The sequence below is a fragment of the Nostoc sp. MS1 genome, assembly GCF_019976755.1.
Lineage (GTDB): Bacteria > Cyanobacteriota > Cyanobacteriia > Cyanobacteriales > Nostocaceae > Trichormus.
On the sequence record NZ_AP023441.1, the window covers coordinates 680,717 to 701,861 of the forward strand.

Below are 21,145 nucleotides of genomic sequence, written 5' to 3' on the forward strand. Positions count from 1 at the left end.
ATCAATGACCAATTATTATTGTTAACGGGATTTAGGTAGAGGTTGACCAAACTCGATTACTGGGTAATTGGGTAGAGTTGGGACTGGAGAATTAGAGGAATTAGCGTTATTAAAATTACTGGCTTGAGGAGCCTGATTATTAGCGTTGAGGGGCGGTACACTAACAAAAGGCTGCATCCCAGTTATTGGTGGTAGAGTGCTAGGTAATTGTAGATAGTTAACATTTGCTGGTTGTGGGTTGTTTGGTTTTGCGGCAACTTTGATAATTGCGGGACGTAGAACCCAGCGAGTGGTGTTTTTGCGGGAAACTGGTTGTAGTTGTACTTTTTCACTATCTACAGCCGAGCCTGGGGCTAAATCTAAGACAATACGAGTAACATTAGCACTCATTTGCGAAACACGAACTCTCTGCACAGAACCAGTATATTTTTGTTGGGTGGCAACATTACCTAATTGGGTATCGGGAATATCTACAACTAGTCTTGGCGGTTCGTTGAGATAGAAATATTGTGGTGTTTTACCTGATGAAAGGTTAATTTCTAGCTTTTTTGTGTCTGGGTAGAAGCGCCAACTATTCAGCTTCGCCATTTGCTCACCAGCCGCAAGACTACTACCTGCAAATAATGTAATAGCAACACATAAACTGATGCTCAATAATTGTTTGCGTCCCTGGATGTTATTACTCATGATTGCCTTAGACATCACTATTTATCCCTTGTGTGTTTAGCCATCAGGCTGGGTAATCATTGATCACCCGTTGATTGTAAGCCATCGCTGACTATGCTAATGGCTAGAAGAATTTTCCGGTTTGACCTGGGCTGCTTCAGGTGTAGCATTAAATTTTAAAGTTTGCGAGATGGTACTGATAATTAATTGCCCTTGCAGATTGCCTTGAGGAGCCGATCGCATTTGTATTTCAACGGTTTGAGGTGCAGGAAAATTGCAGAAATTAGTTTGATTAATTTTTCCAAATAAAGTTAACTTTTGATTTTGCCAAATACCCGTAAGCGCCACGGGTTTTTCACTACTAGCTCTTAGTAGTGAAGCATTCAAGTAAATTCCCGACTGTTGAATGTTGAGTTTCTCAGGGCAGTTAGGCACATTGTCTGCCCAGGTGAGGCGATAATTATTATTGAGAACTGGAGATGCTTGGAGATGTTTTTCTCCAAAAGCAGTAACAATTTTAAACAAAACCAGCACTAGGCTGATGGCAATTCCATAAAATGCTAGAGATTTTGGATTGAAATGGTTCATGATTTCAGCTGCTGACGGTGGGTTCTTGGTGAGTATCTGGTAAGACAGATGTCAGATGAGAGGTGAGTTGACTGTAGCGACGAGTAATTAGCAGCGAAGAACGGCACTGAATGGCTAGTGCATCTGTGTACCTGCCTAGTGTTTGCCTCTCAATACCCCAGGCGCGGCTAGTACCAGCAATTGTTAAGTCTACGGTTTCTGAGGCTGCAACTACAGCTTGGATTGGCTCTGGCGCTTGGATAATGTTAATGTGAATGCGATCGCGCACACTATCAGGTAATTTTTCCATCATGGCGTGCAGTTCATAACTCAATTCATCCTGAATTTGCTGTTGGGGGATCACTTGTAATATCTGCAAAGTACAAGTCTCTCGATTAAGTAACAGTCTCAGCGCCAGTATCAGTGCCAAGTCATCATGAATATTTGCTGAGTAGGGAACTAATATACTTTCTAATCTCTCCCCTCCTTTATCTACAAATACCGCCACATCCACAGGTACAGTACCAAGAATTTGCCCGACTCGTCCACCCAAGCGATTAGTACTAAAAGCTGGACGATGCCAGCCTACTAAAATTAAATCAGCTGCTTCCATTGTGGCGATTTGTGCGGTTTCTCTGGCTACATTATTGGAGACGCGCACAACAGGATGGATAAAGGGTTGCGTTGGCGGTTCTAAGGTACTAATTAACTCTTCTAGCTGTTGGCGGCGCTGGACAATTAAACGGTTAGCTTCATTTGGGGTACTTTCAAAACTATAGTCTTCTTCTAATTGAATCAAGCTGAGGAGATTGACTATTGCTGGTTGGCGGTAGTTAATACCAATGGCTACTGCTAACCGGAGTAAGCCTTTCTGGGTGCTGGGATTAGCTACTGGTACTAAAATTCGGTAAGGCTTGGCTGTAATATCTACATTTATCTCGGCTTCTGGTTCTACTAGGTCTAACTTGATTAACTTTTTGGGATAAGTCCACTCTAGTAAGGGCGAAGTCATAAATGTTGTTACCAACGCCATAATTACCAGCATGGTAAATAATAAGGGTGAAATCACCCCTAATTCCAAACCGATATTTAAAACGATTAACTCAGTTAAACCGCGAGTATTCATTAACCAACCAAGGGCTGAGGCTTCCCGCTTATCAATTCCACTGACACGGGCTGCTACATAAGTACCAATATACTTGCCTGCGATCGCTACTATTAAAACTGCGGCACATAATAACCATAATTCGGGGCGATTGAGTAAACCAATTTGTGTCCGCAAGCCACTATAAGCAAAGAACACTGGCAGCAGAAATATTAAAACAAAATCTTCAGTTTTGATTGCTAATTCGCGGACTAATTCTGCATTCTTAGGCATAGCTGCACCTAATAGGAATGCGCCGAAAATTAGATGAATCCCAATCAGTTCTGTAATTAAGGCGGAAGCCACTACTGCTACATAAATTCCCGCTAGCATAAATTGACTCAGCCTACCTGTGCGGCGGTAGTAAGTAGCCAACCGTTCGAGAAACCAGCGCCCCACCGTTAATATAAAAGCGATGTAAACTATACTCTCAATAATTGTGGGGAATGCTCCTCCAATATTACCAGTACGAGCCACTGCGATCGCTACCGCGAGTAAACACCATGCCGTAACATCATCTACTGCTGCACAAGTTAAAGCCAATGTCCCTAAACGTGTACCTTGCAAATTATTTTCGGTAATAATTCTCGCTAATACAGGAAAAGCCGTAATCGACATCGCCGCACCTAAAAATAAGGCAAAGGCAGTAAAAGAAACACTAGCATTAGAAACTAAAGGATATAGAATTAATGCCAGTGTTGTTCCTAAAGAAAAAGGTACTAAAATGCTGACATGAGAAGTTAAAACAGCTACTTCTAACTGACCACTCAGATATTTAGGATTGAGTTCTAACCCAATCAAAAACATGAAAAATATTAGCCCTATCTGAGATAAGACATTAAGAAAAGGTAGCGTTTCCGGGGGGAACAAGGTAGCTACTAAATCAGGAGCTATTAGTCCAAATAATGACGGCCCAAGCATAATTCCCGCCACAATCTCACCAATTACTAAAGGTTGTTTGATTGATTTGAATGCCAGCCCTACCAGTCGTGACAATCCAATGACAATCAACACCTCAACTAGAACAAGAATAACTGTGTGCATAATTTCCTCAACAGTGACTACCTTGTTTCTCTAAGATGATTCTTTAAATGAGGGTAAAATGTCAACCTTATATAGAACAATTAAGGTTAGTTCATACTGCTTACTAATAATTTTTTGGTAGAAATACCGCCTTACATCAACTCTAATTTTAAATGAATTATTCAGCTTATTCGCCCATAACTGACAAAATATCGCAATGATTACCACAAGTAATTTGACTAGCTAAAATTTGTCAAAATCATGCTGAAACTTGAGAAAAAGTTAGTTACCAATTACCCATATTTTACAGCCTAGACGATATTTATCTATATTTTGCGTAATTTCTGCAAAAGAGAGTGTTTATAAGTTATGAGATGTTACTTTTATTTTCTACTTATCTTTTGAACACTCAATAAACTCAGGTAATCAGGCTTTTATGAGGGCATCTTCCGCATTATGTAAATTTTTGTATTAATTAGCATAAGAAATGTTAACCAATTAATATCATATATTTTTTATAACTATAAAAGTAAGTATTATCACTTAATCAAACTTGGGCTAAACAGCGATCGCAATTTTATGCGTAAGTGATGGCAAAACTTGCTTACCCTTAGTCTTTTAGGTTAATTATAATTAGTTACTTAGGCTACTCAAATGCACATACAAGCCACAGAGCAAAATTTACCCCAGCAAATAACAAACATCTTCGCTCAAAGACTAAAGCAGTTATTACCCTCCATTTTTGGCATTTTTATATTTTTAACTGTCTGGCATTTTTTAAGCTTACGCCCGAATACGACTTTACCTTCACCCTTTACAGTTTTCACTGATACGTGGGATTTAATTAAAGACCCTTTTTTCCAAAAAGGGGGTAACAATAAGGGTTTCTTCTGGCTAATTCTCGCCAGTCTCAGGAGAGTAGTAGCTGGTTATTCTTTGGCGATACTCATAGGTATTCCCATTGGTTTTATTATTAGCCTCAATAGTTTCTGTAGACAAGCTATAGACCCACTAATCCAATTATTGCGCCCCGTTGCACCTTTGGCTTGGCTACCTTTAGCACAAGCTGTATTTTTGAAACCTAATCCTTCAGCTATTTTTGTCATTGCTATCACTGCCATTTGGCCAATTATTCTCAATACAGCATTGGGCGTAAAACTGATACCAAAAGATTACATTAATGTTTCTAAGCTAGTAGGTTTATCACCCTTGGAAAACTTCTATAAAATTCTTTTACCTGCCACTTTACCTTATATCTTCACTGGATTAAGAATCGCTATCGGCTTATCATGGTTAGCAGTTGTCGCCGCCGAAATGTTACTTTCTGATGATGGAATTGGCTTTTTTATTGTTGATGCTTACAACAATGCCAATATTGAGGAAATGATTTTAGCAATTCTTTACTTGGGTGGGGTTGGCTTGGTGTTAGATAAAATTATGGCTTTTATTTCCGAAAAAGTGACACCTCAAGAGTAGTAATAATTCAAAATTCAAAATTCAAAATTCAAAAGTAATAACCGCTTACTCAGCACTATAAACACTATGTCTAGTTTCGTAGAAATCAGAGATATCAACAAGGAATTTGTGCAGAATGGGAACAGAAATGTTGTTCTCAAAGATATCAACTTGGAAATTCAGCAAGGAAATTTTGTATCTTTGATAGGACATTCTGGCTGTGGTAAATCTACGTTGTTAAATATTGTTGCTGGTTTAGAGAAACCAACTCACGGTCAGGTGCGAGTGGATGGTCAAATAGTGAAAAGACCATACCGCGATCGCATGGTAGTCTTTCAGAATTATTCCCTGTTACCTTGGCTGACTGCTTGGGAAAATGTGGCTTTGTTCGTTGATAAAGCCATGCCTCGAACATCTAAAAACGAACGCCGTGAGGTTATTTCCTCTCATTTAGAGATGGTGGGTTTAAAAGATGCAGCCCACAAAAAACCATCACAACTATCAGGCGGGATGAAACAACGTGTAGCTTTAGCCCGTGCTTTGGCAGTTCAACCCAAATTACTTTTACTTGATGAACCATTTGGTGCATTAGATGCCCTCACCCGTGGTTCATTGCAAGTAGAGTTAATGCGTATCTGTGACATCTACCACATCACAACCATCATGGTGACTCATGACGTAGACGAAGCATTATTACTCTCAGATCAAGTGGTGATGTTAAACAATGGCCCAGCCGCCACCATTGGACAAGTTTTAGATATTCCCTTTGAACATCCCCGTTCCTTAGAAATTAGAGATACTGACAAGTATCACTACTTACGCCAAGAGTTGATGGAGTTTCTAGAAGGGCAAGAGATGAGGGAGACAAGGGAGATGAGGTAGATGAGAAGGAAAGTAAGTACTCAGCGCTTCCCACTCCCCACTCCTCAAGGTATGAAAAAGATTAACAGACGACATCCCCACTTTTCAAAGTATGAAAAAGATTAACAGACGACAATTTATCACAGCTGCTAGTGCCACAGTCCTCGCTCACACCCTCAGCAATTCTACCAACTCCACTATTGCCAAAACTCCACTCAAACCTGGTGTCTACGCTGGTAATAATGATGCCCCGGAAGTGACAACTGCCACTCTGGGTTTTGTACCTGTCACTAGTAGCTGTCCTTTAATTATTGCCAAAGCCAAAGGCTTTTTCGCTAAACACGGTTTGCCCGATATTCGTGTTCTCAAACAACCTTCATGGGCTGTGATGCGCGACAAACTGATGTTAGGCGCGGCTGATGAAGGCTTAGATGGTGGACATCTTTTGTTTCCTATGGTTTACCTCATGAATACGGGGGAAATTACTTATGGGCGCAAAATACCGATGTATATTATGGCGCGGATGAATGTCAATGGTCAGGGGATATCTATTGCTAAAACCTACAAAAACTTAAACTTGAGCTTAGATAGTTCTACCTTAAAACCCGCCTTTGCCCAAAAAACCAAAGCAGGGGAAACTGTGCGTTGTGCAGTTCCCTATCGCCGGGTGACTGGTGATTTCTTTATGCGCTGGTGGTTGGCTTACGGTGGTATTGACCCTGACCGTGATTTGTCAATTATCGTTATTGCACCCCCACAGATGGTTGCAAGTATGCGTAGTGGGAGTATGGAAGCCTTTTGTGTGGTTGACCCTTGGCATCAACGCCTGATAAAACAAGGTCTTGGTTATTCGGCTGTGACAACTGGAGAGTTGTGGAATAATCACCCGGAGAAAGCCTTTACAATGCGTGCTGAGTGGGTTGATAAATATCCCAAGGCGGCGAAAGCCATGCTGGCGGCATTTTTAGAGGCACAAATATGGTGTGACAAACCTGAGAATAAAGAAGAATTATTGGAGATTGTCTCACAACGGCAATGGATTGGGGTGAAAAAAGAATTGATCCGCGATCGCCTTTTGGGTAAATTTGATTATGGTAATGGGCGGGTAGTGGAAAACAGCCCTCACGCTATCAAGTATTGGCGTGACAGTGCTTCCTATCCTTACAAAAGCCACGATTTATGGTTTTTAACTGAAGATATGCGTTGGGGTTATCGTTCCCCTGACTTTGAAACCAAACCCCTAATTGATGCTGTCAACCGGGAGGATATGTGGCGAGAAGCTGCTAAATTAATTGGTCAAGAGTCAGCAATTCCCCCCAGTACATCACGGGGTGTAGAGAAATTCTTCAACGGCTTAGAATTTGACCCAGAAAATCCCCAAGCTTACCTCAATGCCCCCAAGATCAGGATAATGTGATGGTGGAGGGTTCGCCATTAGGTAAAAGTAGCATGATGAAATTTAAGATTCCACAACTTAGCCTCAGCATACTTAGCATATTACTTTGGGGTGTAATTGGGATAATTGCGATCGCACCTTTCACACCCCCAGCTTTAGCACTTGATTACAACAAAGAAATTTTAATTGAAGCCGACTTCTCAGGACGAGATTTAACAGACTCTAGTTTCACCAAAGCCAACCTACGCCAGAGCAACTTTAGCAACTCCGATTTAACTGGTGTCAGCTTCTTCGCCGCCAACCTAGAGTCAGCCAACCTAGAGGGAACAAACCTCACAAACTCCACCCTAGACTCAGCTCGTCTCATCAAAGCCAACTTAACCAACGCCATATTAGAAGGAGCCTTCGCCGCTAACGCCAAATTTGACGGTGCAATTATTGACGGCGCAGACTTCACCGATGTCCTCTTACGTCCAGATGAGCAGAAAAAACTATGTAAGGTTGCTAAAGGGACTAACCCGACCACAGGACGAGAAACCCGCGATACATTGTATTGTCCGTAGTTGGAAAATAGATGCTAACAGTATGGTGGCAAATATCCACCATACTCCTCATAGCAAAATATGACTTTATTCATAGTAATATTCATTACTTTTAGCCTATCTGCTCATATCCTGCTCAGTTTTATGATTAATTTGGTTAGATTTAGCGTACCTTAATTAATACGGAGCATAAATTTACTATGGTTGCTCATATTTCAAAAATCGTTACTAGTTTAGCGATCGCTAGTATTAGCATCAGTAGCATTTTGGGTATGGCTCCCCCAGCTTCGGCTCAACAAATAATCACCTGTGAAAGCCAAAATAATCGCAGAACCAATTGTGCCATACCCCCAACAGGCAGAGTCAGGTTGATTAGGCAATTGTCTGATGCTAGTTGTAGAGGAAATTGGGGCTATACCCGAAATCGTGTTTTCGTGAGAAATGGTTGTCGCGCTCAGTTTGCGATCGGCAATTCTCGATTTAATAGAGATAGGAGATACGAAAGAAATCGCAGGTATAATGGATACTAGTCTTCCATCAAGTTCTGCTAATTACAGATAATATGTTGGGTTACTTGGTAATAGGTAATAGCTAATGGGTAATTGGCTTTTGAAAGTACCTATTAGTTATTCCTAAAAACCAAAGATATCATGTAGCAGTCGAATGATAGATGAAGTCAACTTATCCAATGTTCTCTAAGTTCATCCATATCAAGATGATCATAAATAAAAGCCTTGCGTAAAAGCGGATACGGAATAAACTCATCATACTTTTGCATTTCTGGCGCTTCCGCATAACTTACCAAGGCTTCACTGATAATTCTCTGCTCACACAAAGACACAATTTCTTGGTGTAAATATTGACCTTTACCCTTACCTAACTTAACCGTCAAATAATAAGGATTCACTCCACCAATACTACTAATTTCTAAAGATTCCCGGCAAAAAGTATTGAGTAACCGTTCCAAAGTACGGTAAGACACAGTACCCATCCAAGGGAAAATAAAACATTTATTTTTTTCTAACTGCAAAACTTGCTGTTTATCCAGCCCTACTTTTTTTACTAATTCCCGTACCTTGCATAAACGTAGCAGAGCATTTTTTTGTAAATAACTATATTCTGTATCTTCAAATAAAACCTGGCGCATTCTTTGCAAAACTTTCGTGTGAATCGTTCCACCACCACCACGCCAATAACTTGTAGCTTTACCTTCCACTTGCTTAACTATAATAACTCTTTTTTTAAAGTCAACTTCCGTTACTTCCCAAGTCATCCCCGCCAAAGCAAATTGACTGCCAACAACAGGTGGTGTAACAACGCTACCAATTTCTTTTGTACCTTGCTTGACTGTATATTCTTTATTTTCTGCAAAGACAGCATAAAACTGAAATTTGTTAACTATTCTTTCCCCTGCCAAACCTAAAATTAACTTATTTTCTTCAGTATGCTGAATATGACCAATATCAATTAAATAGCGTAATAATAACTTATAATCTTCCTGAGAAATAGCAGCAAAAGAAGACAGACTTAAAACTTGTTTAGCTAAAGCAGCCGGAGAAATTGCTCCCTCTGCTACTAAGATACTCATCGTTTGATGATACAACAAACTCAAAGGATATTTAATTGGCTCAATTGGTTCAATCCAGCGTTCTTCCAAATATAGTTGAATAATTGCTATACACTGCAAAAGTTGCCAAGGAATTTGCTCTGGTAGAGGTGCTTCTAACGAAACTTCATTCTCAGCACAAACAAAGCGCATATCAGCAGCCTCATCCCTTCTTCCCGCACGCCCTAACCTTTGTAAAAAACTCGCAACAGATAGAGGCGATTCTAATTGAATCACTCGTTGCAAATGGCCGATATCTATACCTAATTCTAAAGTTAGAGTAGCCGCAGTCACCGCCGGATTGTTGGGTTCACGCATGGCATTTTCTGCGGCTTGTCGTAAGCTAGCAGATATACTGCCATGATGAACATGATATATATCTGGCTGTGCTTTTTGGTTAGCAATTCGTCTTAAACTTGCAATGATTGATTCAGTTTGTGTACGATTGTTTGCGAATATTAAACATTTACGTGATTCACTCAGATTAAAAATATATTGCTCGTAAGCTGTAGCTTCTGATTCATCTACATCTTGCTTAATATAAAAGTGTTCTAAAGCTAATTTAATTTGCCGTTTTCCTGCCTCAACCTTTGGCGTGATCACCTGTTTATCAGTTCCAGAACGCAGCCAATCTTCCGCCATTGAATAATCACCTAAAGTAGCAGATAAACCAATGCGGCGGGGTTGGGTTTTCGTCAAATGTGCCAAACGCTCCAACTGGCAAAGAATTTGACAACCGCGTTCAGTACCCATAAAAGCGTGAATCTCATCAATAACCACAAACCTTAAATCACCAAATAATCGTAATATTTCTTTATGCTTATTAACCAATAAACTTTCCAAAGATTCTGGTGTAATTTGCAGAATCCCTTGAGGATTTTGTAAAACTTTATTTTTGCGGCTTTGCGCCACATCACCGTGCCAATGGTACACAGGAATATTAGCTGATTTTAATAAATCGTTGAGCCGTTCAAATTGGTCATTAATTAAAGCTTTGATAGGCCCTATATATAATGCACCTATACTAGTTGCCGGCTGGTTATGTAACACAGTTAAAACAGGTAAAAAAGCAGCTTCTGTTTTTCCCGCAGCCGTAGCCGCAGCAATTAATAAATGAGCATCCGTGTCAAACACCACGTCACAAGCCGCAGTTTGCACAGGTCTTAATTCAGTCCATTGATGATGATAAATATATTCTTGAATAAAAGGTGCAAGTCTGTTAAAGGCGTTAGTCATTGGTTATTAGTCATTAGTCATTAGTCATTAGTCCATAGTCCATAGTCCATAGTTATTCTTCCCCCTCTCTCTCATCTCCCTCATCTCCCTACTCCCCACTCCCTACTCCCCACTCCCTACTCCCTAATTTACGCATGAAAAAACCCGGCTTAACCGGGCAGATGTACTGTTTGTCGAATTTGTGGTTAGAAATCTATAGTTTGATGTCGCAAGTTAAAGGACAAGCGGCGTAAACGCTGGTGCTTTGCAATTGTTCTTCTTCTCCGTGCAACCAACTTAACCATTTAATTTCTGTGGGGTGTACTCCTTTAAATGTCAACACACCAGCAGCTATTAAAACTGCCATGACGTTAAACATAATTAAGCCACCTGCTACTAATAAAACTGCACTAACAGGCATTACAGATTGCAACACAATTGACAACAGACATCCGACCGTAGCCATCAAAACCACTAATGGAAAACCCACAACCAACAAGCACACTGCCAGTGTAAAAGTCCATATCAAGAAGCTCTTGATAACTAACAAGGAGTAGGTTTTTTCGAGATTAGCACTCTGAGCCGAAACCATGACTTTTCCTCCTAAATTCACAGCAAGTCCGTGATTCAGTAATATTTCGCTTATATAAAATAAACTGAATACTTCAATGAAGCTTCAGTATATAAAACCCATCTGAGAAAATGAGCATTTAGTTATTAAACTTTACAATTAATTTTTTGCAATGCTAAATGTAAACACATATTTACATTTCCTGATTTATCTAGCTTTTGGTATCTGTCTTGAGGAATAGGACACAAAAACTATAGTCCAAAAAGTTTACTGCAAACTCTTTACTTAGAGTTTGCTTAACATTTCTTATGGAAAATCTCCTTGTCTCTCATAATTTACTGGTGACGCTACACAAGTTATGCACAGATAATTTTGCTGTTATTTGCTAGCGATTTATGGCGAACTCAGCTAAAAATCTCTCATTTACAGTAATTTAACTTATCTCGTTAAAACTGAAAGCATAAAAAATGACGTGCCTATCTACACATATTTGCTGATGCTGTGAGTAGAAAGCTTAGGTTAAACAAGTCTATATGGCTATATAATTTCTTTTTCCTATTTCATGGTTAAAAAAAATACACAAGCAAAAAGAATATTGTAAAGAAATGTAACTTAGAGATTTTCAGCAAGTCGGCTTCTTTAATGCCGCTTTCCAAAGCTATTAGCATCTCTAAGGGAATTTTTTTGTTGTTTTTAGTCGATAAATCCCAAAACGTAAAGATATATGACAGAAACCGATTCTTCATCCACTTCCAATGCTGTGACTGCACGTAACGTAGTGCCAGTACCACCGCCACCCCCACCACCATCATTAATCACCCAACGCCAATATACACAAACGTTGGATATGTCACCGGCAAATAGGGGTGCTACACCTCCTCCACCTGTTGATGCACATCGTCCAGGCTCATCAATTTCTATGCCAGAGGAAGATACACCTCTAACTTTGGCACGGATTATTAGAGAAGCTTTTGATAATGGTTATTCTGATATTCATTTGGGAGTTGGTGAAACACCCCGATTTCGTAACCGAGGTGAAATAGCGCCTACTGATTATCCAGAAACTGATAAAGAGACTTTCATTGGTTGGTTACGGGAGGTGATGAGTGAGTCAGAAATTCAACGCTTCCAAGAACATTTAGAATTTGATGGTGCAACTCAGTACGAATTTGCCCGTGTACGGATTAATGTCTTTGATACTCTTAGAGGCTATGCAATGGTACTGCGGTTGATTCCGCTCAAAATTTTATCTATTGATCAGTTGAGATTACCGGCAATATTCCGGGATATCTGCCACTATCACAAGGGTTTAATTTTGGTGACAGGGCCTACTGGTTCTGGTAAATCAACTACAATGGCGGCGATGATTGATTATATCAATCGTGAAATGCCCAAACACATCATTACAATTGAAGACCCCATAGAATTTGTTCACCAAAGTCGCAAGTCGTTGGTGAAGCAACGGGAAGTAGGAATGCACACCCGTAAGTTTGATAATGCTTTAAAGGCAGCTTTGCGGGAAGACCCAGATTTGATTCTGGTGGGGGAAATGCGGGATAAGGAAACGGTGAACACTGCATTAAAGGCGGCGCAAACTGGTCACTTGGTAATGGGAACTCTGCATACTAATAGTGCGGTGAAAACGATTGAACGTATTCTCAATTTGTATTCTGGTGAAGAACAGGATGCAATGCGAGTGGCGTTAGCCGAGTCTTTGGTAGCAGTTATTGCTCAAGGCTTGTGTCGGACAACTGATGGTAAGCGGGCTGCGTTCCACGATATCCTGATTAATACGGAAGCGATTAAGGAATGGATTAAAGACGGTAAATACGACGAAATTTCCGAATTGATGAAGCAAGCCAGCTTTGATGGCATGATTACCATGAATCAGTCGTTGTACAATCTCTATCAAGAAGGTCGCATCACTGAAGAAACCGCTTTGGAAATGTCACCAACTCCTAACGAAATGGCTCAGTTCCTCCGGGGTCGGGTTTAAGAACTAGGGGAAGAAGAGAAAAGGGAGAAGCCTTTCCCTTTTTTCTTTCTGGGCAAATTGTTTTCAGGACATACGCAACTGGCACAGCGATCGCTTTTAATAGTTCTCAGGATGCTCTTACACAAATTAGTAATAATATAGGACTGACCCAGCCAGTCCATTAGTTATTAGTTATGGGTCATAAGTTCAGCTTTTTTACTATGAACTGTTGACTGTTGACTATGGACTGTGGACTATTGACTATGGACTGTTGAATTTTGGGATATTGTGACTAAATCGACTCTAGAAAATTTATCCACACCTCAGTTATATAAAGGTATTGCCCTGTTTACGCCTGGAGGCGATTTAATTTACTGCATCGATCCTCATAAACAAGGTCGATGGCATTCTCATTTGTGTGCAGCTTTGCAGGAAATTTTAGATTTATCCGAACCGCCTCATTTTTTAGCGCCTTGCTATACGGCAACAGTTGACCATTGGTTAGATCCTAAAACTCAGCAGGTAAAAATATTTGCTGAAGCTTCTTTGGCTGTGCTGAAACATCAAGCTGTTTTGAACGCTATTTTTAATACAGGTGATTTGGTTTGGCAACCTGCTCCTTGGCAAGAGGGTTTGTGCGATCGCCTGGTATTATCAACTTATCGCTCCTCATTTCCCCAACTCTGGGAAGACCATGATTTAATTGTTAACTTAGACCTTTCTCAACAGGCTCCCAAATATCATCCACCAGTAATGACAGTACAAAAAACGCAGATAAAAACATACGTTCTGCGTTTGTTTGTGGCTGGACATAGCGCGAACACAGAACGTATATTGAAAAATCTGCATGAATTGTTGGAGCGATCGCTAGGTTATCCTTACACAATGAAGGTGATTGATGTTTTAACTAATCCCGAACAAGCAGAAATTGACCAAGTTAGCGCAACTCCCACCTTAGTAAAAGTGTGGCCTCTTCCTATTCGGCGGATGGTTGGTGATTTAGACAACGCCGGCAAAATTTTACAGATGTTAGGTGCGATCGAGCAAGTGTAGATTGCTTAAGTCATAGTTAAATAAATACAGCAAGGCTCTGAAGTCTGTAAAGGGTAACATTTTAGCCTTTACCATCTTTCCACGAACTCTGCTTTTGTGTCACATATTCGTTAATTTCTGTCTGACTTAGCCGTCTAATCTTTGCTTGCGGTCTAATTTTTTGTAGGAAACCATTCTGACTGCAATAGGAAGCACTGATTTTTCTATATATGTAAGCAGTAGTCATACCGGAGAAGCAAAAGTATTCTCCTGTACGAAGTTGTTGAAATGTCATAAAGGCATTTTGAGCTACTAACCTATTTTATACGTATTCTCTCTATTTGTCTTGAATGACGACCTTTGAGCTTTTACGTAAATTAATTTTACATTCAGATAATTGATAAACAACTCAAAATGCCAGTATACAGTTATTTCTAAACCCAAAATTCTGGTTGAGCTAATTCAAGGGCGATCGCCAAAATTTTAGCAAAATCTACTTGATAAAATAGCCACCAAAAGCGCAGTTTTTGCCGTACCTTCTCATCACCACAAGATAAGATTACTCGCCTAGCCTGTCTGAATAAAGATAACCAAGGATAGGTATTACGTAGAATACGAAACCAAATATAGAAACACTTATCGGTATTATTCATAATCTAAATATTTGTATTTAAGTGACAAATAAAAGCCTAAAAATTCCCCTGAAGAGATAATTCTTCAATATTATTAATTACGAGTTAGCCTTAAAGGGTTGAATATTTAATTCTTTCTGCCACTGTGATAAGGGTTTCTCCCAAGATTCTTCCCATTTCTGTGCAAATAAAGGTTTGGCTTGTAATCCCATCATCCAACCTTTTTCAATAGTCTTTAAAAGTTGAGGTAAATCTTCTGGTGTTAGCAAGGTTGTGCTAATTAAAGCGTTAGCAATTAACATACTGGCTAATGGTAGCCGAAATTGCGCTAGATAAAATGCTTGCAATCCAATTTCTTCAAGAGGACTAGCGCTAAATCCTGTAATGAGATGCCAAATATCATGAGTTTGTTGCCAACGATACTCAATGTAGGCTGTGTCTGAATTGATAATAATCTCCGGATCAATACGTTCAAAGCCCGATTGTTTGAGTGTGGAAGCATAACAATAACCTAAAGAATCAACAGGATATTGCAAAAGTTGCTCTAAATCATGAACTGGTGGTTGGTAACGTTCTTGAATCAAATTAGCTATATCAGGATTGATCTGCATTGTTTCTGCTGCCAGTTCAAAAGCCCGACTGTGAATTAAGATGCTACTAAGTTCATCAACTGCATTTAAGTCACCTTCTGTTGTCAGTAAGCTAATAAAGCCTTTCATCGCCGTCAAAAACTGAAAATTCATCTGGCGTTGTATTTCTGAGTCCACTTTTACTGGCTGAACTACGCAAGAATTTATGGCTTGCATGGCAAAAACTCCTAGTTGATTGAAAATTGAATGTTAATATGAACAATGCTCATGTTTATAAAATACGAACAATGTTCATGTTTTGTCAAGAGTGAAATTAAACTTTATGACAGATAATCAATCCAGTAACTCTAAGATGCGCCGTAAACCCCAGCAAGCGCGGAGTCAAGAGCGAGTGAATGACATCCTAAGTGCAGCTGAGGAGTTATTTATTGAGATGGGATACGAGCAAACGACGACAAGAGTGATCGCAACTCGTGCTAAAGTACCTATCGGTTCGCTGTATCAATTCTTTCCTGATAAAGAGGCAATTCTGAAAGCCTTGGCTGTGCAATATTTTCAACAGGAGTATCAGTTGTTTGCCAAACTGCACACCAAAGAGGCAGAAAGTTTACCTGTGGCTGTTTATGTTGATCGGGTGATTGATGCGTTCGATCACTTCATGAACAGCCATCCTGGATACCGTGCTGTATATGAACAACTGCTGAACTTGATGACATATTCAGCAATTGAAGCAATGGAGAATTATGAATATCGGATTGTGGATGAGCTGGCTGCTTTCTTTGCCAGACTCAATCCTAAGTTAGATGGGGAAAAATGCCAAGCGATCGCTTTAGTAGTAGTGAAAGTAGTGGGTGACTTACTATGGCTGGCTACAAGTCAGCACCCAGAAAAGCGTCAATTACTGTTAGCGGAAACCAAGATATTAATGTTAGGTTATCTAAACAATTATTTAGACAATTCTATTTGAATTTATATGTGTTTAGCAACAGAGAATTTGCTTAAACACGATTTTGAATATTGAATCATTCTTAGTATCTGCTACTGGGTAAAAGAAGAATATCTACAAGTTCTCCTACTGTCAAACCCCAGCCAGCTAAAACAGTCAATATCCAGAATGAATCTATTTTTTTAAAGCCAGCAAAGCGTAGTTCTAAATCGGCTAGAAGGGTCGTTGTTATAGGTATGAGAAACAAGCTCAATAACATAGACCAAGTGGCAATTAGAGCAATAGATGCGCTTAATGATATGACTACTACTAGAGTGCGAGAGCCAAAAGAAACTAAACCTTCCAACCAAACAATACTTCTACGAACTAAAGCTATAGCAACAGTAGCAATGAAAGCTCCTACTAACCAAATAATGTGATGTACTGCCAAATACCACCCCAGAACAGCATAAGCTAACCATAGAAGCACTAAAGGCATCAGAGGGATTTTGTGAGAGTAACCGATATTCATAAGCTGGGATAATTGTAAAAATAATAGACTTTGATTTAATATGTTAATCAAATTAAACCTAATATATGAATGGCTAAAAGGAGGATTTTTTTATAAAAAATCTTCTAACTTTAGAGAAATTCAGAAAATTCATTAAATTGCAACATATAATAACATTTGTTTACGAGGCAATTTTTATTTCTAGAATAATGGCTATGTCAATCAAACAAAATATATAAGCAAAAAATTTAGTTATCAAGATTTTCGGTAAGCGTAGCAATGGCCGACTTGAGCCAGTCAATATAAACTTGCTCACGACGCATAACTAATTCCCACAGTAGTTGATGTATTAATTGCTCACGAGTAGCAGGCTCATTGTCAACAGATAGTAACTTAATTGCTTCATAATCGTTAATTTTTTCATAATGCGCAGCTAGTTGTTGTGCTAGAAGATTAGCGATCGCTGCATTAGGTAACTCAGCCGCAAAGAATAATTGTACAAGTAAAGTATCTCTAACCGTGGGTAACGGCTGGGGAGATTTTAGCCAGCGCACAAGCTCTGTTTTGCCCAATTCTGTGAGAGTATAGACTTTACGGTTAGGGCGATCGCACTGAATCTCCACATGATAATTAATCCAACCCTGCTCAAATAGCTTATCGAGGGTTTTATAAATCTGTGCTTGATCTGCTGGCCATAGGTGCGCGATACATTGATCAAAACAACTAGTTTTGAGATCGTAACCTGTCATATCTTGCTTTTGCAGGAAACCGAGAATTACATATGCGAGGGACATAAACGGTTTTCCGAAAATAAAGTAGTGAAAACTATAATTGATAGCTCCTATATTGATTATGCTAATATATGAATATTCATATATAAAAAACAAATGACTAAACAAAAGCATTCTCAACGTTAAGATTTACTTTATTAAGTGCAGGCAATGCGTCTAGGCGAGATGGAGAGGTGTACAGAAGGTAAATCCATCAGATAAAAACCACCTTTGTTAACTGGACTATTAATTTATGACATTGCACTGAATAAAGTATTGATAGAGATGAGAAGTTGTTTGTCATGTAACCCTGAACAGAATTGCAGCTATTAAAAATATCGTAGTGGAGGATAAATCCCCTTGACTTCCAACACACTTTTACAACGAATAAATCAACATCAGCACCTGAAGAATTTACGCAATAAATTACTCAAGTTGCACAAAGTTTTACTAGACGCTGAACGTATTACATACGAACAAGCAAGCGGAAGAATATCAAGTGGCGAGTTTCTGCAACTAGTAATTAACCATGAACAATTTGCTTGGCTGCATAGCATTTCTGAAGTGATTGTTCAAATTGATGAAATACTCACCGCAGATGAACCGATATCACCAGATAACATCAAAAATTTGCTGGTTGATATCCGCACCTTACTCTCACCCTCAGAATATGGAAACACATTTGCTCGAAAATACTATACGGCACTCCAAGGTGAGCCAGGAGTAATCTTAGCACACGCAGAAGTGTCAGAGTTGCTTGCTTCTGCTTGATCAAGGGGAAACCAGATGGGGGAGATGGGGAAGTAGAAAAAACTATGGACTAATGACTATTGACTAATAAGCAAATTAAAAAGCACTATCAAATTTTTGATAGTGCTTTTCTCTATCTATAGGAAGAGTACATTAAACCAGTCTGCTGTGTAAGATATCCATGATTGAGTATCTATGTCATCTCAAACAATTTAAGGATTATCGTGTCCTTGATGATTATTTGAGTGTCTGTCGGTTTCCAGTAGTCGAGAGATAAATACATCTGGTTTTCTGCTGATCACAGAAACGACTTTATCAATCGCAACTACTTCACTGATTTTGACAACCATTTCCCACAAAGTATCTTCCTCTGTATCTTTGTTGTGGGTTCTGTGTTTGAACCACAACAAGTCATCCCAAACCCCAATAATGGTTGCGTAATACCATTTATCGCGTATCAATATCCAGATATCTTTCTCTAGGTAGGTTTGTAGAATAGATTTCACAATTACTCTAGTAGTAGTAAAACGATGAGCTAAATAGTATTTGGCTATGCAAGGGTAGCGCAATAGTAAAATTGCGTAATTATTAACATATTTGACTAACAATAATACCCACTACGGACTCTGTTGATGGCAGTTCAACAAAAAATATAAAGTAGAGAATTGACTTAAAAGCTATTATCCATCAGGGTTGTAAAATTACTCTATACTTTATCTATCTACTAACTTGCAGATAAGCTTACGTAGGAACTTATAAATTTTTGCTTGAAGTGGTAATTATACTTTTTTGTTGCTTATCACTATTTATGTATAAGCATAAATAAACAGTATATTAAACAATATTATGCGTAATAGCGTGCTTATAAATAATTAAAAAATGCTTCCGGTACTAATCTGAGTTCACCGGATTTGAAACGAGCAATATCTATCCACATGGCTCTATGTTTGTGATTTTCCGATTCATGAAATACCAAGCTCTGCAATTGATAAAACTTGGGATCAACAAAATCACATTGGTAAAGTTGGATAATTTCATGTCCCTTTCTGCCATTAAATATAAACAGGTTTTCTATACAACCTAAATAGCGAATATTCGTTAATTCTGCCTGAATTTCTTCGTAAAATTCTCTTTTTAAGGCTGCTAAACTGGTTTCGCCAAAATCTATACCACCGCCTAAAGCACGATAAAATGTTGAATGCTTTGCTGGGTCGTATCCTTCAGAAACAAAAATGCGATCGCCATGTTGAATCAGCCCTAAGACTATTACCCGAATTTCGCCATGTCTATTCATTTTTAAATCAATTATCGTAGATGGAGTAAGAGCTACTGTCACTATCTTCGACAGGCCAATCTTCATTTTCGCCGCCAACGTAGAATTGTTCAATAGTGACGTATTCTTGACTAAGCTGAGTCAGAGCGTTGATTAAGATATCTAGTGCGATCGCATCACTAGTTCCCAAATCAAACCAACATCGCGCCCATTGTCCTTGATACTCAAACTCACCCATGTTGTGCATCAGCGCCAGTAAGCTTCTGTCATAACCTTGGGAGTCATAAGTCATGTAATTTAAATCAACCCCAGTCTCCTGTACCTGAAGATTTTCAGCATTAAATGCGCCTAATTTCCCCAGATAAAACCAAGAATTAAACACCTCCTCTATATACTGTCTTTCCCGTTGAGAAGGGATAGTGCTAAATTTTAGCCACATCCACACACTAAATTGGTCAAATTCACGAAACTGGATCTGCATCTTGATTAATATTCAACTCACTTCAAATAAGCATATCAGGGGAGAAATCAATTCAAAATTCAAAATTAAGAATCTATCTCCTGTTCCTTGCTCAATTATCGGGCTGAACCATTGAGGCTATTAACAGCACCATTGCGTTCGCTTTCGATTTGTTGTACTAATTTTTTGGGTAGTTGTGACCTTTTGGTTAAGGCTTTGTCAAAATTGGCGATCGCATCTTGAAGTAGTTGTTGGCTTTTTTCTCGTCTACCCTGTTCCTTGAGGATTTGGGCTTTAAGATAGTATAATTCTGGGTTTTCGGGTGCTGCTTTGATGGCTCGATTAACATAATCTAAAGCTTGGGGATACTGTTTTAAATCACGGTAAGCAACAGCAATCCCGCGATTAGTTAAATACTCAGGCGCAGCATTTGTTTGGAGGCGATTAATTGCCTCATCTGGGTTGGCAAAGGGTAAGCTAACAGATAGCATCAAGTCCATATAACCCCTGAGCAAATTCAGTTCGGGATCTCTGGGAGAAATGGCTTCTGCTTGATCCAGATGATCATAAACCAACCTTAGCCGACTCAAAGCTTGGGGTGCGCCTCTGAGGGTTCCTTCACGGGTAATAATTGCGGCCCCTTCTAAAAAATGCCCTACACCTGTGTATATATTGCCGCGTAATTCGTCAGTTTTGACTAACTTCTGCCCAGCTTCTAAAGTTCTTCTCCCATAATTATCCAGCCCTGCCAAATCTCCATTAACGTATGCTAAAGATGCTTTCATCGCATATGCTAGAGGTTCATCTGAGGCGCTGGATATTGCTTGGCTGAGGTATCGCTCTGCGGTAGGATAATCACCTTGTTGGAACACCGCTTTAAAAGCAGCTTCTGTTTTGTCGTCAATGTTACGTGGATTTTGACTACGGAAGGGATCGCCAGCCCATGAAGGATTGATTGCCAAAGTTAAGGCGATCGCTACACCAAAACTTGCCTGAGCTACTCTAGTTAATCGGGATAATATGATTGGATAAGGGGAGGAAAAATTCTTTGTCATGGTCAGCCTCAGAATAATTGCGGTTGAAAAAGTTGTATATGTTACTTAAAATACAAAACAATTTAGTTATAATTTGCGTAAATTGCCGTTAAAATACCCCTTAAACTTAGACTTTAGTAATAATAT

23 protein-coding genes are annotated in these 21,145 nt (G+C 39.3%); 9 read left to right on the forward strand and 14 right to left on the reverse strand.

Annotated elements, in window-relative coordinates:
- Positions 1-21: 21 nt before the first annotated feature.
- The 3 genes from NSMS1_RS02945 to NSMS1_RS02955 all read right to left on the reverse strand — a co-directional run bounded on the left by NSMS1_RS02945 (position 22) and on the right by NSMS1_RS02955 (position 3,421).
- Entirely contained in the window at positions 22-702 is a 681-nt protein-coding gene (locus NSMS1_RS02945) for an AMIN domain-containing protein (protein WP_224090836.1), read from the reverse strand.
- Positions 703-783: 81 nt separating this feature from the next.
- The gene (locus tag NSMS1_RS02950; protein ID WP_224090837.1) at positions 784-1,254 is read right to left on the reverse strand and encodes a hypothetical protein; all 471 of its coding nucleotides are present in this window, start codon (positions 1,252-1,254) and stop codon (positions 784-786) included.
- A 4-nt stretch (positions 1,255-1,258) separates the two neighbouring features.
- Positions 1,259-3,421: a cation:proton antiporter gene (locus NSMS1_RS02955; RefSeq protein ID WP_224090839.1), complete on the reverse strand. Its 2,163-nt coding sequence runs from the start codon at positions 3,419-3,421 to the stop codon at positions 1,259-1,261.
- 633 nt (positions 3,422-4,054) lie between these two features.
- Here NSMS1_RS02955 and ntrB point away from each other — a divergent pair.
- The 5 genes from ntrB (at position 4,055) to NSMS1_RS02980 (ending at position 8,184) form a co-directional block, all read left to right on the forward strand.
- Positions 4,055-4,876 carry a nitrate ABC transporter permease gene (gene ntrB / locus NSMS1_RS02960; RefSeq protein ID WP_224090840.1) on the forward strand — a complete coding sequence of 274 codons (822 nt, stop codon included), beginning with the start codon at positions 4,055-4,057 and terminating at the stop codon, positions 4,874-4,876.
- A 66-nt stretch (positions 4,877-4,942) separates the two neighbouring features.
- Positions 4,943-5,737: an ABC transporter ATP-binding protein gene (locus NSMS1_RS02965; RefSeq protein ID WP_224090842.1), complete on the forward strand. Its 795-nt coding sequence runs from the start codon at positions 4,943-4,945 to the stop codon at positions 5,735-5,737.
- A gap of 91 nt (positions 5,738-5,828) precedes the next feature.
- On the forward strand, positions 5,829-7,133 hold the full coding sequence (locus NSMS1_RS02970) for a CmpA/NrtA family ABC transporter substrate-binding protein (protein ID WP_224090851.1): 1,305 nt from the start codon (positions 5,829-5,831) through the stop codon (positions 7,131-7,133).
- Positions 7,134-7,165: 32 nt separating this feature from the next.
- Entirely contained in the window at positions 7,166-7,675 is a 510-nt protein-coding gene (locus NSMS1_RS02975; protein ID WP_224090852.1) for a pentapeptide repeat-containing protein, read from the forward strand.
- A gap of 179 nt (positions 7,676-7,854) precedes the next feature.
- Positions 7,855-8,184, forward strand: a complete 330-nt coding sequence (locus NSMS1_RS02980) for a DUF3011 domain-containing protein (protein WP_224090854.1) — start codon at positions 7,855-7,857, stop codon at positions 8,182-8,184.
- A 146-nt stretch (positions 8,185-8,330) separates the two neighbouring features.
- Here the strand turns inward: NSMS1_RS02980 and NSMS1_RS02985 are convergent, their stop codons facing one another.
- Both NSMS1_RS02985 and NSMS1_RS02990 read right to left on the reverse strand, forming a co-directional pair.
- The gene (locus NSMS1_RS02985; RefSeq protein WP_224090856.1) at positions 8,331-10,496 is read right to left on the reverse strand and encodes a DEAD/DEAH box helicase; all 2,166 of its coding nucleotides are present in this window, start codon (positions 10,494-10,496) and stop codon (positions 8,331-8,333) included.
- 193 nt (positions 10,497-10,689) lie between these two features.
- Complete coding sequence (locus NSMS1_RS02990; RefSeq protein WP_224090857.1) at positions 10,690-11,067, reverse strand: hypothetical protein; 378 nt, start codon at positions 11,065-11,067, stop codon at positions 10,690-10,692.
- 703 nt (positions 11,068-11,770) lie between these two features.
- On the opposite strand from NSMS1_RS02990, the gene NSMS1_RS02995 reads away from it, so the two are divergent.
- Together NSMS1_RS02995 and NSMS1_RS03000 are read left to right on the forward strand one after the other, a co-directional pair.
- Positions 11,771-13,042 carry a type IV pilus twitching motility protein PilT gene (locus tag NSMS1_RS02995; RefSeq protein WP_224090860.1) on the forward strand — a complete coding sequence of 424 codons (1,272 nt, stop codon included), beginning with the start codon at positions 11,771-11,773 and terminating at the stop codon, positions 13,040-13,042.
- A 267-nt stretch (positions 13,043-13,309) separates the two neighbouring features.
- A complete protein-coding gene (locus NSMS1_RS03000; RefSeq protein WP_224090862.1) occupies positions 13,310-14,074 on the forward strand; it encodes a circadian clock KaiB family protein in 765 nt (254 codons plus the stop codon).
- A 61-nt stretch (positions 14,075-14,135) separates the two neighbouring features.
- On the opposite strand, the gene NSMS1_RS03005 is transcribed toward NSMS1_RS03000, so the two are convergent.
- From NSMS1_RS03005 to NSMS1_RS03015, 3 genes are all read right to left on the reverse strand, one after another.
- Positions 14,136-14,348 carry a hypothetical protein gene (locus NSMS1_RS03005; RefSeq protein ID WP_224090864.1) on the reverse strand — a complete coding sequence of 71 codons (213 nt, stop codon included), beginning with the start codon at positions 14,346-14,348 and terminating at the stop codon, positions 14,136-14,138.
- Positions 14,349-14,487: 139 nt separating this feature from the next.
- Positions 14,488-14,706, reverse strand: a complete 219-nt coding sequence (locus NSMS1_RS03010) for a hypothetical protein (RefSeq protein ID WP_224090867.1) — start codon at positions 14,704-14,706, stop codon at positions 14,488-14,490.
- 77 nt (positions 14,707-14,783) lie between these two features.
- Positions 14,784-15,491 carry a Coq4 family protein gene (locus NSMS1_RS03015; protein ID WP_224090869.1) on the reverse strand — a complete coding sequence of 236 codons (708 nt, stop codon included), beginning with the start codon at positions 15,489-15,491 and terminating at the stop codon, positions 14,784-14,786.
- A 106-nt stretch (positions 15,492-15,597) separates the two neighbouring features.
- Between NSMS1_RS03015 and NSMS1_RS03020 the strand changes: the two genes are divergently transcribed.
- Positions 15,598-16,242, forward strand: coding sequence for a TetR/AcrR family transcriptional regulator (locus NSMS1_RS03020; RefSeq protein WP_224090871.1), 645 nt, complete (start codon positions 15,598-15,600; stop codon positions 16,240-16,242).
- 61 nt (positions 16,243-16,303) lie between these two features.
- Here the strand turns inward: NSMS1_RS03020 and NSMS1_RS03025 are convergent, their stop codons facing one another.
- Both NSMS1_RS03025 and NSMS1_RS03030 read right to left on the reverse strand, forming a co-directional pair.
- Entirely contained in the window at positions 16,304-16,732 is a 429-nt protein-coding gene (locus tag NSMS1_RS03025; RefSeq protein ID WP_224090873.1) for a hypothetical protein, read from the reverse strand.
- 227 nt (positions 16,733-16,959) lie between these two features.
- Positions 16,960-17,505: a PadR family transcriptional regulator gene (locus NSMS1_RS03030; protein ID WP_224090875.1), complete on the reverse strand. Its 546-nt coding sequence runs from the start codon at positions 17,503-17,505 to the stop codon at positions 16,960-16,962.
- A 336-nt stretch (positions 17,506-17,841) separates the two neighbouring features.
- Between NSMS1_RS03030 and NSMS1_RS03035 the strand changes: the two genes are divergently transcribed.
- Positions 17,842-18,252 (forward strand): hypothetical protein, encoded by a 411-nt coding sequence (locus NSMS1_RS03035; protein WP_224090877.1) that lies wholly within the window; start codon positions 17,842-17,844, stop codon positions 18,250-18,252.
- 191 nt (positions 18,253-18,443) lie between these two features.
- Here the strand turns inward: NSMS1_RS03035 and NSMS1_RS03040 are convergent, their stop codons facing one another.
- The 4 genes from NSMS1_RS03040 to NSMS1_RS03055 form a co-directional block, all read right to left on the reverse strand.
- A complete protein-coding gene (locus NSMS1_RS03040; RefSeq protein WP_224090879.1) occupies positions 18,444-18,737 on the reverse strand; it encodes a hypothetical protein in 294 nt (97 codons plus the stop codon).
- A 356-nt stretch (positions 18,738-19,093) separates the two neighbouring features.
- A complete protein-coding gene (locus NSMS1_RS03045; protein WP_224090881.1) occupies positions 19,094-19,525 on the reverse strand; it encodes an NUDIX hydrolase in 432 nt (143 codons plus the stop codon).
- A 7-nt stretch (positions 19,526-19,532) separates the two neighbouring features.
- Complete coding sequence (locus NSMS1_RS03050; protein WP_224090882.1) at positions 19,533-19,985, reverse strand: DUF3531 family protein; 453 nt, start codon at positions 19,983-19,985, stop codon at positions 19,533-19,535.
- A 95-nt stretch (positions 19,986-20,080) separates the two neighbouring features.
- Positions 20,081-21,019: a Sll0314/Alr1548 family TPR repeat-containing protein gene (locus NSMS1_RS03055; protein ID WP_224090883.1), complete on the reverse strand. Its 939-nt coding sequence runs from the start codon at positions 21,017-21,019 to the stop codon at positions 20,081-20,083.
- Positions 21,020-21,145: the final 126 nt, after the last annotated feature.

Coding starts and splice junctions, on each gene's coding strand:
- NSMS1_RS02945 (WP_224090836.1), bottom strand. CDS start 702: ATGTCTAAGGCAATCATGAGTAATAACATCCAGGGACGCAAACAATTA.
- NSMS1_RS02950 (WP_224090837.1), bottom strand. CDS start 1,254: ATGAACCATTTCAATCCAAAATCTCTAGCATTTTATGGAATTGCCATC.
- NSMS1_RS02955 (WP_224090839.1), bottom strand. CDS start 3,421: ATGCACACAGTTATTCTTGTTCTAGTTGAGGTGTTGATTGTCATTGGA.
- ntrB (WP_224090840.1), top strand. CDS start 4,055: ATGCACATACAAGCCACAGAGCAAAATTTACCCCAGCAAATAACAAAC.
- NSMS1_RS02965 (WP_224090842.1), top strand. CDS start 4,943: ATGTCTAGTTTCGTAGAAATCAGAGATATCAACAAGGAATTTGTGCAG.
- NSMS1_RS02970 (WP_224090851.1), top strand. CDS start 5,829: ATGAAAAAGATTAACAGACGACAATTTATCACAGCTGCTAGTGCCACA.
- NSMS1_RS02975 (WP_224090852.1), top strand. CDS start 7,166: ATGATGAAATTTAAGATTCCACAACTTAGCCTCAGCATACTTAGCATA.
- NSMS1_RS02980 (WP_224090854.1), top strand. CDS start 7,855: ATGGTTGCTCATATTTCAAAAATCGTTACTAGTTTAGCGATCGCTAGT.
- NSMS1_RS02985 (WP_224090856.1), bottom strand. CDS start 10,496: ATGACTAACGCCTTTAACAGACTTGCACCTTTTATTCAAGAATATATT.
- NSMS1_RS02990 (WP_224090857.1), bottom strand. CDS start 11,067: ATGGTTTCGGCTCAGAGTGCTAATCTCGAAAAAACCTACTCCTTGTTA.
- NSMS1_RS02995 (WP_224090860.1), top strand. CDS start 11,771: ATGACAGAAACCGATTCTTCATCCACTTCCAATGCTGTGACTGCACGT.
- NSMS1_RS03005 (WP_224090864.1), bottom strand. CDS start 14,348: ATGACATTTCAACAACTTCGTACAGGAGAATACTTTTGCTTCTCCGGT.
- NSMS1_RS03010 (WP_224090867.1), bottom strand. CDS start 14,706: ATGAATAATACCGATAAGTGTTTCTATATTTGGTTTCGTATTCTACGT.
- NSMS1_RS03015 (WP_224090869.1), bottom strand. CDS start 15,491: ATGCAAGCCATAAATTCTTGCGTAGTTCAGCCAGTAAAAGTGGACTCA.
- NSMS1_RS03020 (WP_224090871.1), top strand. CDS start 15,598: ATGACAGATAATCAATCCAGTAACTCTAAGATGCGCCGTAAACCCCAG.
- NSMS1_RS03025 (WP_224090873.1), bottom strand. CDS start 16,732: ATGAATATCGGTTACTCTCACAAAATCCCTCTGATGCCTTTAGTGCTT.
- NSMS1_RS03030 (WP_224090875.1), bottom strand. CDS start 17,505: ATGTCCCTCGCATATGTAATTCTCGGTTTCCTGCAAAAGCAAGATATG.
- NSMS1_RS03045 (WP_224090881.1), bottom strand. CDS start 19,525: ATGAATAGACATGGCGAAATTCGGGTAATAGTCTTAGGGCTGATTCAA.
- NSMS1_RS03050 (WP_224090882.1), bottom strand. CDS start 19,985: ATGCAGATCCAGTTTCGTGAATTTGACCAATTTAGTGTGTGGATGTGG.
- NSMS1_RS03055 (WP_224090883.1), bottom strand. CDS start 21,019: ATGACAAAGAATTTTTCCTCCCCTTATCCAATCATATTATCCCGATTA.